The 15,699-nt window shown below is 74.0% G+C and carries 14 protein-coding genes; 5 read left to right on the forward strand and 9 right to left on the reverse strand.

Annotated features, from left to right (window positions below; translation table 11 throughout):
* Window positions 1–42: 42 nt before the first annotated feature.
* From QM641_RS06730 to QM641_RS06740, 3 genes are all read right to left on the reverse strand, one after another.
* Window positions 43–921: a polyphosphate kinase 2 family protein gene (locus QM641_RS06730; RefSeq protein WP_415114749.1), complete on the reverse strand. Its 879-nt coding sequence runs from the start codon at window positions 919–921 to the stop codon at window positions 43–45.
* Window positions 922–1,074: 153 nt separating this feature from the next.
* On the reverse strand, window positions 1,075–2,853 hold the full coding sequence (gene menD / locus QM641_RS06735; RefSeq protein WP_415114751.1) for a 2-succinyl-5-enolpyruvyl-6-hydroxy-3-cyclohexene-1-carboxylic-acid synthase: 1,779 nt from the start codon (window positions 2,851–2,853) through the stop codon (window positions 1,075–1,077).
* Window positions 2,837–3,232 (reverse strand): PLD nuclease N-terminal domain-containing protein, encoded by a 396-nt coding sequence (locus QM641_RS06740; RefSeq protein WP_415114753.1) that lies wholly within the window; start codon window positions 3,230–3,232, stop codon window positions 2,837–2,839. The genes menD and QM641_RS06740 overlap by 17 nt, the downstream gene beginning before the upstream one ends.
* A 63-nt stretch (window positions 3,233–3,295) precedes the next feature.
* Between QM641_RS06740 and QM641_RS06745 the strand changes: the two genes are divergently transcribed.
* Complete coding sequence (locus QM641_RS06745) at window positions 3,296–3,601, forward strand: DUF4229 domain-containing protein (protein ID WP_415114755.1); 306 nt, start codon at window positions 3,296–3,298, stop codon at window positions 3,599–3,601.
* On the opposite strand, the gene QM641_RS06750 is transcribed toward QM641_RS06745, so the two are convergent.
* The 5 genes from QM641_RS06750 to QM641_RS06770 form a co-directional block, all read right to left on the reverse strand.
* A complete protein-coding gene (locus tag QM641_RS06750; RefSeq protein WP_415114757.1) occupies window positions 3,565–4,554 on the reverse strand; it encodes a 1,4-dihydroxy-2-naphthoate polyprenyltransferase in 990 nt (329 codons plus the stop codon). The genes QM641_RS06745 and QM641_RS06750 overlap by 37 nt on opposite strands.
* Window positions 4,555–4,736: 182 nt before the next feature.
* Complete coding sequence (locus tag QM641_RS06755) at window positions 4,737–5,978, reverse strand: AMP-binding protein (RefSeq protein WP_415114759.1); 1,242 nt, start codon at window positions 5,976–5,978, stop codon at window positions 4,737–4,739.
* 139 nt (window positions 5,979–6,117) lie between these two features.
* Window positions 6,118–7,017 carry a 1,4-dihydroxy-2-naphthoyl-CoA synthase gene (locus tag QM641_RS06760; protein WP_415114762.1) on the reverse strand — a complete coding sequence of 300 codons (900 nt, stop codon included), beginning with the start codon at window positions 7,015–7,017 and terminating at the stop codon, window positions 6,118–6,120.
* Between the two features lie 87 nt (window positions 7,018–7,104).
* Complete coding sequence (locus QM641_RS06765; protein WP_415114763.1) at window positions 7,105–8,064, reverse strand: permease prefix domain 1-containing protein; 960 nt, start codon at window positions 8,062–8,064, stop codon at window positions 7,105–7,107.
* Window positions 8,061–8,417, reverse strand: a complete 357-nt coding sequence (locus tag QM641_RS06770) for a PadR family transcriptional regulator (protein ID WP_415114765.1) — start codon at window positions 8,415–8,417, stop codon at window positions 8,061–8,063. Before QM641_RS06770 ends, QM641_RS06765 begins: the two co-directional genes overlap by 4 nt.
* A 118-nt stretch (window positions 8,418–8,535) precedes the next feature.
* Here QM641_RS06770 and QM641_RS06775 point away from each other — a divergent pair, with 118 nt between their 5' ends.
* Entirely contained in the window at window positions 8,536–8,916 is a 381-nt protein-coding gene (locus QM641_RS06775) for a glucose-6-phosphate dehydrogenase (protein ID WP_415114767.1), read from the forward strand.
* Window positions 8,913–9,908 (forward strand): o-succinylbenzoate synthase, encoded by a 996-nt coding sequence (locus tag QM641_RS06780; protein ID WP_415114769.1) that lies wholly within the window; start codon window positions 8,913–8,915, stop codon window positions 9,906–9,908. The genes QM641_RS06775 and QM641_RS06780 overlap by 4 nt, the downstream gene beginning before the upstream one ends.
* 24 nt (window positions 9,909–9,932) lie before the next feature.
* Here QM641_RS06780 and QM641_RS06785 read toward each other — a convergent pair whose 3' ends face one another.
* Complete coding sequence (locus QM641_RS06785) at window positions 9,933–10,553, reverse strand: TetR/AcrR family transcriptional regulator (RefSeq protein WP_415114771.1); 621 nt, start codon at window positions 10,551–10,553, stop codon at window positions 9,933–9,935.
* A 70-nt stretch (window positions 10,554–10,623) separates the two neighbouring features.
* On the opposite strand from QM641_RS06785, the gene QM641_RS06790 reads away from it, so the two are divergent.
* Both QM641_RS06790 and QM641_RS06795 read left to right on the forward strand, forming a co-directional pair.
* On the forward strand, window positions 10,624–13,392 hold the full coding sequence (locus QM641_RS06790) for an MMPL family transporter (protein WP_415114773.1): 2,769 nt from the start codon (window positions 10,624–10,626) through the stop codon (window positions 13,390–13,392).
* Complete coding sequence (locus tag QM641_RS06795) at window positions 13,389–15,656, forward strand: YhgE/Pip family protein (protein ID WP_415114775.1); 2,268 nt, start codon at window positions 13,389–13,391, stop codon at window positions 15,654–15,656. The genes QM641_RS06790 and QM641_RS06795 overlap by 4 nt, the downstream gene beginning before the upstream one ends.
* Window positions 15,657–15,699 lie beyond the last annotated feature (43 nt).

Below are 15,699 nucleotides of genomic sequence, written 5' to 3' on the forward strand. Positions count from 1 at the left end.
GAGGGCGGGGCGCGGGCGGGGGCGCGGGCCGGCCGCGCCGGGTCAGGTCGCGGCCAGGCGGGCCCTCTCGGCGGCGACATCGAAGGTCGCGGCGGGCCACTGCGGGTCGATGGCCTCCAGCGCCTGCAGCAGCAGGGCCTGCACGGCCAGGCGCGCGTACCACTTGGCGTCGGCCGGCACGACGTGCCAGGGCGCGTCCAGAGTCGAGGTCCGCTCGAACACGGTCTGATACGCCGCCATGTACTGCGGCCACAGCTCGCGCTCGTCGACATCGCCGGGGTTGTACTTCCAGTGCTTGTCGGGGCGGTCGAGCCGCTCCATGAGCCGCGCCTTCTGCTCGTCCGCCGAGATGTGCAGCATGACCTTGACGATGCGGGTCCCGGCATCCGCCACCCGCCTCTCGAAGTCGGCGATGGCACCGTAGCGGCGCTCGATCTCCTCCGGCGGAGCGAGCGCCCGCACACGGCCGATCAGCACGTCCTCGTAGTGCGAGCGGTCGAAGACGCCGATGAACCCGGATGCCGGCAGCCGCCGCTCCACGCGCCACAGGAAGTCGTGGGCGAGCTCCTCGGGCGTCGGCTTCTTGAACGCGGTCAGCGCGACCCCCTGCGGGTCGACCGCTCCGATGACGTGGCGCACGATGCCGCCCTTGCCCGCGGTGTCCATCGCCTGCAGCACGAGCAGAACGGAGTCCGCCGTGGCGTCGGAACGGCTCTGCGCGAACAGCCGCTCCTGAAGCTCGCCGAGCCGGGCCGCGCCGGCGGCGAGGTCGAGCTCGGCACCCTTCCGGCCGCCCGCGTAGCCGGGCGTCGCCCCCGGGTCGACCTCGGCGAGACGGAAGCCCGCGCCGACACGGAGGAGCTGGGCGGGGTCGCCCGTCCAGGAGTCGTGGCTCTTCGTGTTGCCGCTCTTCGGAGTCATACCGCCATCATGGCCTGTCCGCACCTCCGCCCTGACCTCCGGCATCCACACCCCTTCGCGAAACCTCTCGTTTGCAACGCTTTTTGGCCGAGAACGTTGCAAACAGGAGGTTTCGCGGAGGAGAGAAGGCCCGGGGGCAGGGATGCCGGCGGTTCAGCGGGCGAGCGGCACCTCGACCACCTGTCGCCCCCCGACCGGCGCGGTCAGCACCTGGTCGAGCGCGGCCCGCGTGGTCACGCAGCGGTACTCCCACCCGTAGGCGCGCGCGAGCTCCTCCAGGCGCACCGTGTGCGGCGTGTACAGCACGCGGTCGAGATCCCGCGCATCGGCGACGGCGGCCGCCTCCAGCTCGTCGAAGATCGTGCCGCCCCCGTCGTTTCCGACGATCACCTGGATGCGCGGCTCGTCCTCCGCCGGCGGCAGCAGCAGCGCACCGACGTCGTGCAGCACGGCCAGGTCGCCGGCCAGCACGCGCGTGACGCCCGGCGCGCCGCCAGCCTGGCTGGCCACGGCGATGCCGGTGCCCGTCGCGATCGTGCCGTCGATGCCGGCGAGCCCGCGGTTCGCGTGCACCGGTACCTTCTTGCCGCCGAGGACCCGGTCGGCCACGCGCACGAGCCGCGACGAGGCGAACACCAGCCGGTCGTGCGGCCAGGTCGCACGCCACACGGCGTCGACGAGCCCCGCTCGGTCGAGCGGGGCGCGGATGACCTCGAGCTCGCCCGCGATCGCCCCGAGACGCTCGCGCGGGACCGCGGAGGCGAGCCCGTCGGCATCCGGAGCGGCCGGACTGAGATCGATGGATGCCGCGCGCGAGGCCCGCAGCCACTGCCCGAGCCACTCCCGATCGAGGCGCCCGTCCACAGCGACCGCGTCGACCGCGATCGTCGCGCCGTTGAGGTTGAGCGGCTCGCCCGGGCCGCGCACCGCGAGCACCTCGAGCGCCGGGCGCGACAGCAGCGCGACGACCTCGCGGCTCAGCGTCGGATGCCCGAAGACGATCGCCCGCTCGATGCGTCCGCCCAGCTCCGGGTCGGCGACGAGCTCGCGGTACCCGTGCACGAGGTTGCGTCCGAACCGCGCGCCGCTGACGATCTCGGCGATCAGCGGCCAGCCGCCGGCGTGCGCGAGCTCCTCGGCGGCCGGCCCCGCGTCGGCCCCGGCGACCACGACGGTGCGGGGCCCGCGCTCCAGCGCCACCGGGTCCTCCTCGGCATCCGTCGGCAGATCGGCCTCGCCGATGCCCCCGCCGCCCTGATACAGGGCGCCGGAGGTCTCCACCGGTTCGGCCGGTACCGGCACCGTCGAGGGGGATGCCGCGGCGCCGAGCCAGTCCGGGAGGGAGCCTGCGAGCGGCTCGCGGAACGGCAGGTTCAGGTGCACGGGACCGGCCGCGCGCGTCCCCTCGCCCAGGGCCGCCGCGACCGCGTCGTCCGCGACGCGGCGGAGCATCGCGGACTGGTCGTCCGTGCCGTCGGCATCGACCCGCTCCGGCACCGGCAGGTCGGCCTCGAAGCGCATGCTGGGGGCGAACATGCCCGGCTGCCGCGTGGTCTGGTTCGCGCCGACCCCGCGCAGCTCGGGCGGCCGGTCGGCGGTCAGCAGCAGCAGGGGCACGCCGGCGTGATGGGCCTCCAGCGCGGCCGGCAGGAGGTTCGCCGCCGCCGTCCCGGACGTGCAGACCACGACCGCCGGCATCCCGCTCTCCCGCCCGATGCCGAGCGCCGTGAACCCCGCGACGCGCTCGTCGACGCGCACGTGCAGCCGCACGTCGCCACGACGCTCCAGTTCGGCGGACACGAGCGCCAGGGACTGCGAGCGAGAGCCCGGCGAGACGACGATATGACGCACACCCCGTTCCACGAGGCGACCGAGCAGGGCTGCGGCGGCGTCGGTGGCCGGGGCGCGCGCCGGGTCAGCCGCGGGAGCCACGCTGACCGTTGGACTCGTCGGACTCGTCCGTGCCGCCCGGCGGGTGCGGCCAGCGCGGGTCGTCGTCCTCGGCGTCGAGGGCGGCGAGCTCCTCTTCGAGGCGGCGGATGCGCTCGTCCTGGTCGCTGATCGTCCCGATGCCGCCCAGGAACTCGGGGTTGTCGTCGGGTGCGCGGAAGGCGGGCACCGCACGCGGACGCACCCGCCCCACGACGAACCACAGCAGCCCGCCGAGCACCGGCAGCAGGATCACGATGAGCATCCACACAGGCTTGCCCACCCCGCGGTGCCGGTCCGGCGACTGCAGGGCGCAGTCGGCGATGCTGTAGACCCAGAATGCGACAGCCAGCAGCGCCACGATGAGCAGGATCCGTGCCACGGTTCCATCCTAGGCGGGCCCGACCCGGGCGGCACCGCGGGCAGCCGGACGTAAGCTGAGAGCATGAGAGCGCGCTCGGCCGTCGTCTATTCGGTGCTGCGGCTGCTCGCCTTCCTCGTGCCGTTCGGCATCCTGATGCTGATCCCCCTCTTTCGAGAGCTGTACTGGCTCGCCGCGATCTTCGCCGCCCTCATCGGGCTGAGCCTGTCGCTGCTGTTCCTGCGCGCGCCCCTCGATGACATCGCGGCGGGGCTCGCCGAACGACGCGAGAGGCGACGGGGCGCGCGCGCCGACGAGGAGTTCGAGGACGCCGCGATCGACAACGAGCCCGGTCAGCCGACGAACGCCCAGAACAGGAACGCGCCGTAGCCGAGTGCGGTCAGTGACGTGAGAGCCAGCGCGATGACCAGCTCGCGCGGCTCGCGGTAGCTCCACACGATGACGATCGCCACGATCCCCGGCAGGAGCGCCAGCAGCCCGATCCACGCGATCGGGTAGAGGAGCGCCAGCAGGCCCAGCAGCACGAACGGCGCCAGCACGAACAACGTGAACAGCACCTGGGTCGCACGCCGGCCGATGCGCACGGTGAGCGTGCGCTTGCCGGCGAGGCGGTCCTGATCGATGTCGCGCAGGTTGTTGGCCAGCAGCACGGCGCACGCCAGGAGCCCCACCGCCGCGCCAGTGAACCAGGCCTCGGCGGGCACGGCGCCGGCCTGCACGAAGGTCGTGCCCACCGTTGCGACCAGCCCGAAGAAGACGAAGACGAACACTTCCCCGAGGCCCGCATAGCCGTAGGGACGCTTGCCGCCGGTGTAGAACCAGGCGGCCAGCACGCACGCCGCGCCGACCCCCAGCATCCACCAGTGCTGCGTGCGCACGACGAGCGCAACCCCGGCGAGGGCTGCGAGCCCGAAGAACGTGAGCGCGACCGTCAGCACGGTGCGCGGGCGGGCCTTGCGCGAGGCGGTGAGGCGGGCGGGACCGACGCGATGGTCGTCGGTGCCGCGGATGCCGTCGCTGTAGTCGTTGGCGAAGTTGACGCCGATCTGGAGGGCCACGGCGACGGTCAGGCACAGGAGCGCGAGCACCCAGTGGAAGCGGTTGTCGACGAGCCGGGCCGCCCCCGTGCCGACGAGGACCGGGGCCACCGCGAGGGGCAGCGTCCGCAGGCGCGCGGCGCCGATCCAGTCCCGCGGACCGGCCGGGGTCGCCCGCCGCGGGCCGGAGGACTGCGGCGAGCGCGGGTCGCCGCGCCGCGCCTTCTTCTTCGCGCCCGCGCGCCCGGAAGCGGAACGCCTGCGCTTGTTGTCGGACCGTGCCACGAGGGTCGATCCTAAACCGTGCGCCGATGGGCGGCTCAAGGTTTCTCGTCGTGGCGCCCGGAGGGGCGGCATCCGCGGGCCGCAGCAACGGTGTCGCGCTCACACCCACGATCCTGCGCGTAACTCAGGCTGATCGCCGGTCCAAGCCCCGTATCCGGCCGCAAAGGCCCGAATTGCCTGAATTATGAACGGGGTAGGGCCGAGCCCGCGATCCGGCGGAGCGCCGGCAGGTCGGGCTTGCCGCTCGCAAGCACCGGCACCGCGTCCACCGCGACGAGCCGGGCCGGGCGTGCCGGCGCGCCGAGGGCCGCGGCGACGGCCGTGCGCGCCGCCGCGAGTGCCGCGGGCTCCCGGCCTGCGAGCGCGCCGCCGGGCACGACGATCACCGACGCCTCCCCCCAGCGCTCGTCGGGCACCGCGACCACGACGGCGTGCTCCAGCCCCGGCACGGTCCGCACGACCTGCTCCACCCGGTCGAGGGAGACGTTCACCCCGCCGGAGACGATGACGTTGTCGAGGCGACCGGTCACCCGCAGCACGCCGCCGGAGACCTCGCCGGCATCGCCGGTGCGGTACCAGCGGGTGCCGTCGGCATCGCACGGAAAGACGGATGCCGTCCGCTCCGGGTCGTCGAGATAGCCGTCGGCGAGCGTCGGCCCGCTCAGCTGCACCTCGCCGTCGACGATGCGCATCCCGACGCCGTCGAGCGCGACGCCGTCGTAGACGCAGCCGCCGCTCGTCTCGGACGAGCCGTACGTGCGCACGAGCCGCACACCGGCCCGCTCGGCCCGTTCGCGCAGAGCCGGGGCGAGAGACTGCCCCCCGACGAGCACGGTCTCGAACGAGGTCAGCCCGGTGCGGATGCCGGCATCCGCGGCATCCAGCAGCGTCTGCAGCTGTGCGGGCACGAGCGAGGTGTAGGCCGGCACGCGCTCGCCCCGCTCGCTGGAGGCCATCGTCGCGGCGGCGGCGGCGAAGGCCTGCGGCGAGAAGCGGCCGGCGAGCACCGCGGGCTCGCGCCCGGAGACGATCGCCCGCACCAGCACCTGGACCCCGGCGATATAGGTCGCCGGCAGCGCCAGCAGCCACGCGCCCTCTCCGATGCGGGCGGCGGTCGCCAATGCGCTCGCGGTGAGCGCGCTGCGGCTCAGCACGACGCGCTTGGGGTGTCCGGTGGATCCGGAGGTCGCGAGCACGACCGCGGTGCCCGCCGGGACCTCGCCGGTCGTACGCTCGCCGAGGCTCGTCGATCCGGCATCCGATGTCTGCGACGAACCCGAGCCGCCCCCCGTCCAGCCGGCAGCCGAAGTCCGCGCCGTCGCCGTACCGCCGAGCGCCACCGCCGGGCCCGCGCCGTGGATCGCGCTCCGCAGCGCCCGCAGCACCTCTCGCGCCCCGTCGCCGCGCACCGGTTCGAGCCTCATGCCCACCCCGCACGTCGCGAAACCTCACGTCTGCAACGGTTTCGGCGCTGAAACGGTGCAAACGAGAGGTCTCGCGAGGGCTTGGGCAGGGGCGGAAGCAGGGGCGGAGGTGCAGACACGGCCACGATCATCGTCCGGGTCAGAAGTGGTACGGGAAGGGCGACCAGTCCGGCTCGCGCTTCTGCAGGAACGCGTCGCGGCCCTCGACCGCCTCGTCGGTGCCGTACGCGAGCCGCGTCGCCTCGCCCGCGAACACCTGCTGCCCGACCAGGCCGTCGTCCACCGCGTTGAAGGCGAACTTCAGCATGCGGATCGCCGTCGGCGACTTCGTCAGGATCGTCCGCGCCATCGCGAGAGCTTCCTTCTCCAACGTGGCGTGCGGCACCACCCGGTTGACCGCGCCCATCTCGTACGCGCGCTGGGCCGAGTACTCCTCGGCGAGGAAGAACACCTCGCGCGCGAGCTTCTGCCCCGTCTGCCGCGCCAGGTACGCCGAGCCGTACCCGGCGTCGAACGAGCCCACGTCGGCATCGGTCTGCTTGAACCGGCCGTGCTCTGCCGACGCGATCGACAGGTCGCACACGACGTGCAGCGAATGCCCGCCGCCGGCCGCCCAGCCCGGGATCACCGCGATCACGACCTTGGGCATGAACCGGATGAGCCGCTGCACCTCGAGGATGTGCAGCCGCCCCGCCCGCGCAGGATCGGCGATAGACGCCTCTGAGTCGCTGTACTTGTATCCGTCGCGCCCGCGGATGCGCTGGTCGCCGCCGGAGCAGAACGCCCAGCCGCCGTCCTTCGGGCTCGGGCCGTTGCCGGTGAGCAGCACCACGCCGATCCGCGGGTCCTGCCGGGCGAGGTCGAGCGCGCGGTACAGCTCATCGACGGTGCGGGGGCGGAAGGCGTTGCGCACCTCGGGCCGGTCGAACGCGACGCGGGCGATGCGGCCGTCGCGCGAGACGTGCGCGGTGATGTCGGTGTACGCGTCGGCGCCGGGTGCCGGCATCCACTCGGCCGGGTCGAACAGCTCGGAGACCATGACGCCCAGCCTATGGGGCGGACGAGCCGCGTTCACGGAACGGGTCGTGGATCCGGATGCCGTGGGCACAGGCGCGGCGAGACCGGCTCAGCGCCGGGCCTTGCTGAAGGTGAAGTAGGTGTGCCACGCGGCCACGGCGGCGAGCCCGAACGCCGTCACGACCGTCATGACAGTCAAGGCGACGCCGCTGTCGGGCACGTCCTGGAGCATCGTCAACGTCTCGGGGTTGATCAGCCGGCCCGTCACGAGCAGCCAGATCGCCGGAACGACGGCGACGGTGGTCAGCACGGCGCGCACGGTCGCCAGCGCGGGCGTCCATCTGCCCACGATGCACACGACGATCACGAGCGCGATGTCCAGCGCCATGACGACGAACAGGAACATCAGCCAGCCCGGCCACAGTCCGGCGGCGAACAGGGACACCCCGGCGTCGATGTTGGGCGAGCTGAGGGTGGGGAGGACGAAGTGGTCGAACAGGAGATAGCCGGCCAAGCCCACGCGCAGCAGCACCGCGCCGACGACGTCGATGGCGCTCACGCTGGTCAGACGGGGCTCCGGGAGGTCGTCCACCGTCCACGATCGCACCACGCCACGCCGATCGCTCGGCGTCGCACGCTCGATGATCGCGAACACGAGCGTCGTCCAGAATCCGATGTGCACGACGGCGTGGCCCAGCGCCACGGCGACCGCCCCGGCGATCTCACCCGGCCCCGCGCCGCTGAGCGCCGCGCCGAGCGTGACGACGATCGTCACGCACGGCAGCACGATCCACAGCAACGCCCTCAGCAGCCGCCGCCAGGTGAGGAAGTACCGAGGCCCGATCAGGTGGAGCGGGCGACCGGTGTAGCCCGCGGCGAGCTGATCGGGGTCGCCGAGGCCGGTGAGCACCGCGCTCTCGGCGGCATCCGGCGCCTCGCCGGACTCGACGCGTGCGTCGACCTGGTCGGCGATCAGGGTGCGCAGCTCCGCGGAAAGATCGGCGCGCTGCTTCTCGGGCACGGTGCGCATCGCCGTGTCGACGTAGCGGTCGATGACGGTCGGGTTCATGATGCCTCCTCGGGGAGAGTGTCGATCGTCGGGAGGGTGTCGATCGCCGCGGCGATGGCGGCGAACTCGGCGGTGAGCTCGACGGCCAGGCGCATGCCGGCCGCGCTCGTGCGATAGAACTTGCGCGGTCGCGCCTCATCCGTGTTCCACCGGCTGACGAGGTGGCCCTGCTTCTCCAGGCGACGCAGCAGCGGGTAGAGCGTGTTGGCGTCGGTGTCGAAACCGCGTGCGGTGAGCTCCTCCAGCAGCCCGTACCCGTAACCGGGCTCGTTCAGCAGTCGGAGGCAGGCGAGCACGACCGTGCCGCGGCGCAGCTCCTGCAGGTGCGTCTCGAGGGCTTGAGTCTCGCTCATGCCTCACACGCTACTGTGTCTCACACACTATAGTCAAGAGCCGTCTCGCCGACGACGCCCGGGGGCGTATCGTGACTGACGGGCGGACGGGCGGACGGGCCGCCGGAGAGGACGGCGGATGAGGATCAGGACGTCCTCCGACTGGCGCGAGGAGCTGCCGTTCGACACGCCCGTGCCCGCCACCGACGTGGCCGCGGGCGACCCCGCCCGGTGCGCCGGGTGTCCGGCGGATGCCGCGCCCCTGCCCCGCGCGCGGCTGTGGGCCGTGAAGCACCGGCATCCGCACAATCCCGCCGGCTTCGTACGCTTCTACTGCAGCGCCCACGCCCCGCGACCCGCGGCGCCGGCCCCCACCGCCCGCCGCCCGGGCTCGTCACCGCGCCTCCCCCGCGCGCCCCGGCCGTCGGTCCCCGACCGGCCGGCGGCGCTGTGCCCCGACTGCTTCGTCGAGGTGCCCGCCACCGGGGTGTGCGGGATGTGCGGACAGCGCGTCGCATGAGCGCTCTCCCCGCCGTCGGCGACCTCCTCGCTCGCGCCCACGTGGTCGCCCTGCCGCTGGCGACACGGTTCCGCGGCATCGACGTGCGCGAGGCGATGCTGCTGGAGGGCCCGGCGGGCTGGACCGAGTTCTCACCGTTCACCGAGTACGGCGACGCCGAGGCGGCGACCTGGCTCGCCGCGGCGATCGACTTCGGCTGGAACGAGCAGCCGAAGGCGCTGCGCACCGAGGTCCGCGTCAACGCGACGGTGCCCGCGGTCGCCGCGGCCGACGTCCCCGGCATCCTGGCACGCTTCGCCGGATGCCGGACGGCCAAGGTCAAGGCGGCCGAGCCCGGGCAGCGCCTCGCCGACGACGTCGCGCGCGTGCGGGCCGTGCGGACCGTGCTCGGGCCGGAGGGCCGGATCAGGATCGACGCCAACGGCGCCTGGAGCCTCGACGAGGCCGAGCACGCCCTGCACGCGCTGGCGGAGTTCGACCTGGAGTACGTCGAGCAGCCGTGCGCGAGCGTGGCCGAGCTCGCCGAGCTGCGCCGGCGCACGCACTACATGGACGTGCCGATCGCGGCCGACGAGAGCGTGCGCAAGGCCGACGACCCGCTCGCGGTGGCCCGTGCCGGCGCCGCAGACCTGCTCGTCGTCAAGGCCCAGCCCCTGGGCGGGGTGCGCCGCGCCCGCGAGCTCGTGGCCGCGGCGGGCCTTCCCGCCGTCGTCTCCAGCGCGCTGGAGACGAGCGTCGGCCTGTCGATGGGGCTCGCCCTGGCCGCCGCCCTCCCCGAGCCGGCGTTCGACGCCGGGCTCGGCACGGCCGCGCTCCTGGCCGCCGACGTGGTCGCCGACCCGCTGCTCCCGCGCGAGGGCGCGCTGGCGGTGAAACGGGTGGTCGCCGATCCCGTCGCGCTGGTCCGTCACGCCGCACCTGCCGCACGCCGCGACTGGTGGCTCGCGCGCCTGCGCCGCTGCCATGCGCTGCTCGCCGACGGCGCGCACTGACGCCGACCCGCGCGCCGCCGGCGGTCAGGACTCCTCGAGGGCTCCGACCAGGCGCCCGAGCCGGTCGTTGAGCACGGTGCCGATCTCCGCCGCCGAGCGGCCCTCGATCGTGGCGCGCACGCACGTGTCGTCCGAGACGTCGACCAGGAGCTGGGCGACGTCGTCGACGGGGAGCCGCAGCCGGATGCCGTAGACGTCGACGACGTGGCCGATGATGCCCGCGACACGTTCGCGCATCGCGGACTGCCAGACCAGGTAGGCCTGGGCCATGCGCGGGTCGCGCAGCGCCTGGGTGCGGATCTCGCTGATCAGCTGAGGCTCCATCTTCGCGCCGAACGAGGCGCCCACGACCCGGTGGACGAGCGCGGTGAGATCGGTCATGTCGTCGGGGCCGATCTCGCGCACCCGGCCGGCGACTTCGTCGAGCTTGTCCTCGGCGAGCCGGGTGACCAGGGCCAGGAACAGCTCGTCCTTCGACTCGAAGTTGGAGTAGAAGGCGCCGCGCGTGAAGCCGGCGCGCTCGCAGATCGCCTCGACGGATGCCGCATCCATCCCCACCTCGCCGAACACCTCGTGCGCGGCCTCGAGCAGGCGCGCGCGCGTCTGCTCGCGTCGCCGCGACGTGCCATGGGTGGTCTCGCTCATCGGCATTACAGTACACCGATGTATCCGATACAGTGTTGTATCGAACGTCCCGAGATCGCCTGGAGCGCCCGTGTCCACCCTGCTCTTCTCCCTCGGCCGCTGGTCGTACCGCCACCCGTGGCGCGTGCTGGTCTCGTGGCTGCTCCTGCTCGCCCTTGCCGGAGGCGGTGCGGCGGTGCTCGCCAAGGGCACCGACAACGCCTTCTCGATCCCCGGCACCGAGGCCCAGGAGGGCCTCGGGCTGCTCTCGCGCACCTTCCCGCAGGCCAGCGGCACGAGCGCGCAGCTGATCGTGGTCGCCACCCCCTCCGAGCGGGTCGATCAGAGCCCGTACACCGACGGCATCGCCGACACCGTCGACGCCCTGAGCGACCTGGACGGCGTGCTCGCGGTCACCGACCCCTTCGACGAGCTGGTCTCGGGCCTCGTCTCCGACGACGAGCGCGCCGCGATCGTGCGCCTCCAGTTCGACGGGAGCGCCACCGACGTGCCCCCGGCGACCAAGACCGCGCTGCGCGAGGTCGCCGAGGAGCTGCGCACGACCCTTCCCGACCAGGCCGAGGTGGCGATCGGCGGCGACCTGTTCTCCACCTCGGTGCCGAGCATCACCCCGACCGAGGCCGTCGGCGTGCTCATCGCGCTGTTCGTGCTCATCGTGGCGTTCCGCTCGATCGCCGTGGCGTGGTTCCCGCTCGCATCCGCCCTCATCGGGGTGGGGCTGGCGATCGCGCTCATCTTCGCCGCGACGGCGTTCGCCTCGGTCTCGTCCACGACGCCGCTGCTGGCCATCATGCTGGGGCTCGCCGTCGGCATCGACTACGCCCTCTTCATCGTCGCCCGACATCAGGACCAGGTGCGCGCCGGCACCGACCCCGAGGAGTCCGCGGCCCGCGCCACCGGCACCGCCGGCTCGGCCGTGGTGTTCGCCGGGGTCACCGTGCTGATCGCGCTGGTGGGACTGAGCTTCGCCGGCATCCCGTTCCTCACCACGATGGGGGTCGCCGCCGCGGTCGCCGTGGCGATCGCCGTGGTCGTCGCCATCACCCTCACCCCCGCCTTCCTCGGATTCGTCCGCGGTCGCGTGGTCGGTCGCCCCCGGCGCGTGCGACCCAGCCGCCGCCCCCGTGCGGCCCGCACGCGCGGCGAGCGCTGGGTGCGCGGGGTCACGCGGCATCCGGTCGTCGTCGCGATCGCGGTCGTGGGCGTGCTCGGCATCGCCGCCATCCCGGCCGCGAGCCTGCGGCTGGCGCTGCCGAACGCGGGCATGCAGCCGACCACGAGCGAGGCGCGGCAGGCCTACGACCTCGTCGCCGAGCACTTCGGCCCGGGCTCGAACGGTCCGCTCATCATGACCGGCACGATCGTCACCTCGACCGACCCGCTGGGTCTCATGGCAGACCTCAAGGCCGAGGTCGAGCGCGTGCCCGGCGTCGAAGAGGTGGTCCTGGCCACCCCGAACGAGACCGCCGACACCGGGCTCATCCAGATCGTGCCCGAGACCGCGCCCGACGACCCGGCCACCGCGCAGCTCGTGCGCGACCTGCGCGCCCTCCACGACCGGCTCCAGGACGAGTACGACGTCGACCTCAAGGTCACCGGGTTCACCGCGGTCGGAATCGACATCTCCGACCGGCTCGGCGCCGCTCTGCTGCCGTTCGGCGTGTTCGTCGTGGGCCTCTCGCTCGTGCTCCTGACGATCGTGTTCCGCTCGCTGTGGGTGCCGGTCACCGCAGCCCTCGGCTACCTGCTGTCGGTCGCCGCCTCGTTCGGGGTGGTCGCCGCCGTGTTCGAGTGGGGCTGGTTCGCCGACCTGCTGCACGTGCACCGCACCGGCCCCGTGATCAGCTTCATGCCGATCATCCTGATGGGAGTGCTGTTCGGCCTCGCCATGGACTACCAGGTCTTCCTCGTCTCGCGCATGCGCGAGGACTACGTGCACGCCCGCCGCGCACGGGGCGGGCGCGCCGACCGCGCGAGCGCGATCGGGGCCGTCCGCACCGGCTTCACGGCATCCGCCCGCGTCGTCGTGGCCGCCGCAGTCATCATGTTCGCCGTGTTCGCCGCGTTCATCCCCGAGGGCGACTCGTCGATCAAGCCGATCGCGCTGGGTCTTGCCGCCGGCATCGCGATCGACGCGTTCCTCGTGCGCATGACCCTCGTCCCCGCGGTCATGGCCCTCCTCGGCGACCGCGCGTGGCGCATGCCGCGCCGGCTGGAACGCGCGCTCCCGCACGTCGACATCGAGGGCGAGGCCGTCGAACGCGAGCGCGCGCTCGCCGACTGGCCCGGCGACGGCTTCCGCGGACCGCTCGCCGGCGACGACCTCGCCGTGGGCGACCAGGGGCTCATGCTGTTCGCCGGCGCCTCGTTCCGCGTCGCCGACGGCGGCACCCTGCTGGCGACCTCCGCCGACCCGCGCGCCGGGCGCGCGTTCGTCCTCATGGTGGCCGGCCGCCTCGACCCCGTCGAGGGACGCCTGCGCGTCGCCGGGCACCTGCTCCCGGGCCGCGCACCCTGGGTGCGCGCGCACGTGGGCGTCGCCCTCCTGGCCGGCGCCGACGATCCGGTCGCGCAGCTGCGCCGCGCCCTCGCCGGCGACCCGCGCCTGCTCGCCGTGGACGGGCTCGACACCCTGCACGGCGCCGACCGCGACCAGGCGGCCGCCCTGCTGCGCGACGCCGCCGGGGACCGGCGCGGCGACGCCCGCTCGCCCTTCACGCTGGTCGTCACGGCACAGCGCGAAGGCGCCGTCCTCCCGATCCTCGCCGAGGCCCGCCGCCCCGACGTCACCCCGCTCGAACTTCACGCCCCCGAACCCGCAACGCAGGTGATCGCATGACCCTCTCCCTCGAACGCGCCCGCACCCGCCGGCCGGTCACATGGCTCACGCTCCTGGGCGTGGTGCTGCTGCCGGTCCTGGTGGGCGGCATCCTCGTCGTGGCCCTCGACAACCCGGTGGAGCGGCTCGACGGCATCCGCGCGGCGATCGTGAACGACGACGATCCGGTCACCATCGACGGGCAGTACGTCCCGCTCGGCCGCCAGCTCACCGCGGGGCTGATCGAGGGCTCCGACGACGAGCCCAGCAACCTCACCTGGACGATCTCGAACGAGACGGATGCCGCGGAGGGACTAGCCGACGGCACGTACGACGCGGTCGTGACCATCCCCGCGGAGTTCTCCGCCGCGGCCACCTCGACCGCGCCCGGCGGCACCCCGCAGCGCGCCACGATCTCGGTGCAGACGCCGCCGGACAGCCGCATCGTCGACGACGCGATCACCGCCCAGGTCACGCAGACGGCGGCGTCGCTCATGGGCGAGCAGCTGTCGGCGACCTACCTGGAGAACGTGTACCTCGGCTTCACGACCCTCGGCGACAGCCTCGGCGAGGCCGCCGAGGGCGCCGACGACCTCGCCGGCGGGGCTACGAGCCTCTCCGACGGCGTCGCGCAGCTGGCCGAGGGCGCCTCGGGAGCGGCCGACGGAGCCGCCGAGCTCCCCGGCGGGGCCGGTCAGCTCGCCACCGGCGCGCAGGGCCTCGGCGACGGCGCCGGACAGCTGGCGACGGGACTCGACGCGCTCGGCGCGGGCACCCGCACGGCCGCCTCGGGAGCGGGACAGCTGGTCACCGGCGCGCAGGGCCTCGGCGACGGCGCCGCGCAGCTGGCCACCGGGCTCGATGCGCTCGCCGCGGGCACCCGCACGGCGCAGGACGGCGCGACCCGGCTGGCCGATCAGACCCGTGCCGGGGCGGCGCAGCTGGTCGCGGACGGCATCGTGCCGCAGGCGCTGCTGGACTACGCGGCGAACGCGGCCACCGGCTCGGCGAACACGGCCGGGGCGATCGGTGCGGTCGCCGTCGACCTCGGCGCGCTCGCGAGCGACTGCGTCGCCTCCGGCGCCACCGCGGAGTTCTGCGCCCGGCTCGGCGCCGCCGCGGCCTCCACCGGCACCGCCGCGCAGACCGCGGCCGGAGCGGCCACCGATGCGGGCTATGCCTCCGGCGGGCTGCAGCAGTTCGCGGTCGAGGCGCCGGCCGGCTTCGCCGCCCAGCTGAACGCCATCGCTGACGGCGCCGCGCAGCTCGCCGACGGCATGACTCCGCTCGCGGCCGGCATCGACCAGTCCGCGGCCGGAGCGCGCAGTCTCGCCGACGGCGCCGGGCAGCTCGCCGACGGCGCAGGCCAGCTCGCCACGGGCATGACTCCGCTCGCCGCGGGCATCGACCAGTCCGCGGCCGGAGCGCGGTCGCTCTCCAGCGGGGCCGGCCAGCTCGCCGATGGCGCAGGACAGCTCGCGAGCGGGTCGCAGACCCTCGCCGACGGGCTCGGCACGCTCGCGACCGGCACCGCGGAGCTCGGCACCGGGGCGAGCCGGCTCGCCGACGGCACGCACTCCCTCGCCGACGGACTGTCCACCGCGGCAGGCTCCGTGCCCTCGTACACCGAGAGCGAGGCCGACCGCCTCGCCGAGGTCGTCGCCCGCCCGGTGACCACCGAGGGCGTCGGCTCCGACTTCTTCGGCGCCTCCGCCATTCCGCTGCTGGCCACGCTCGCGCTGTGGTTCGGCGGGCTCGCGACCTTCGTGGCGCTGCGCGCCGTGCCGCGCGGCGTGCTCTCCTCGCGGCGTCCCTCGATCGTGCTGGCCCTGCGCGCGCTCGCCCCCGCCGCCGGGATCGGCGCGCTGCAGGGCCTCCTCGTCGCCTGCGTCGTGCAGCTCGCGGCAGCCTACGACGGCGCGACCTGGGTCGCCTTCGCCGGGGTCACCACCGTGACCGGCGTGGTCTTCGCGATCGTGCACCAGGGGTTCGTGGCCGTCTTCGAAGGCGCGGGGCGCTGGGTCGCCGCACTCGTGGGCGTGCTCGCCGTGGCCACCGGCGTGGTGTCGACCGTGCCCGGCTTTATCGTCGGGGTCGCCGACCTCATGCCGACGGCGCCCGCCTACCGCGCGATGCTCACCGCCCTCACCCCCGCCGGAGGGGCCGGGGCCGCCCTGGCGGGTCTGCTCGCGTGGTCGATCGTGGCCTTCGCCGCGACGGTCGTCGTGGTGGCCCGCCGGCGCAGCACGTCCGTCCGCGCCGTGCTGACGGCATCCGCCGCCTGACCCGGCCCCGCACCCGTCCGGTCCCTGCCCTGCCGAGCCACCA

This window comes from Microbacterium sp., from assembly GCF_047605725.1.
Classification (GTDB): domain Bacteria; phylum Actinomycetota; class Actinomycetes; order Actinomycetales; family Microbacteriaceae; genus Microbacterium.

Bases quoted from the DNA above. Each gene is read 5' to 3' on its own strand.
- QM641_RS06770 (WP_415114765.1), bottom strand. From the start codon at position 8,417: ATGAGCGAGACTCAAGCCCTCGAGACGCACCTGCAGGAGCTGCGCCGC.
- QM641_RS06765 (WP_415114763.1), bottom strand. From the start codon at position 8,064: ATGAACCCGACCGTCATCGACCGCTACGTCGACACGGCGATGCGCACC.
- QM641_RS06785 (WP_415114771.1), bottom strand. From the start codon at position 10,553: ATGAGCGAGACCACCCATGGCACGTCGCGGCGACGCGAGCAGACGCGC.
- QM641_RS06755 (WP_415114759.1), bottom strand. From the start codon at position 5,978: ATGAGGCTCGAACCGGTGCGCGGCGACGGGGCGCGAGAGGTGCTGCGG.
- QM641_RS06760 (WP_415114762.1), bottom strand. From the start codon at position 7,017: ATGGTCTCCGAGCTGTTCGACCCGGCCGAGTGGATGCCGGCACCCGGC.
- QM641_RS06745 (WP_415114755.1), top strand. From the start codon at position 3,296: ATGAGAGCGCGCTCGGCCGTCGTCTATTCGGTGCTGCGGCTGCTCGCC.
- QM641_RS06795 (WP_415114775.1), top strand. From the start codon at position 13,389: ATGACCCTCTCCCTCGAACGCGCCCGCACCCGCCGGCCGGTCACATGG.
- QM641_RS06730 (WP_415114749.1), bottom strand. From the start codon at position 921: ATGACTCCGAAGAGCGGCAACACGAAGAGCCACGACTCCTGGACGGGC.
- QM641_RS06780 (WP_415114769.1), top strand. From the start codon at position 8,913: ATGAGCGCTCTCCCCGCCGTCGGCGACCTCCTCGCTCGCGCCCACGTG.
- QM641_RS06775 (WP_415114767.1), top strand. From the start codon at position 8,536: ATGAGGATCAGGACGTCCTCCGACTGGCGCGAGGAGCTGCCGTTCGAC.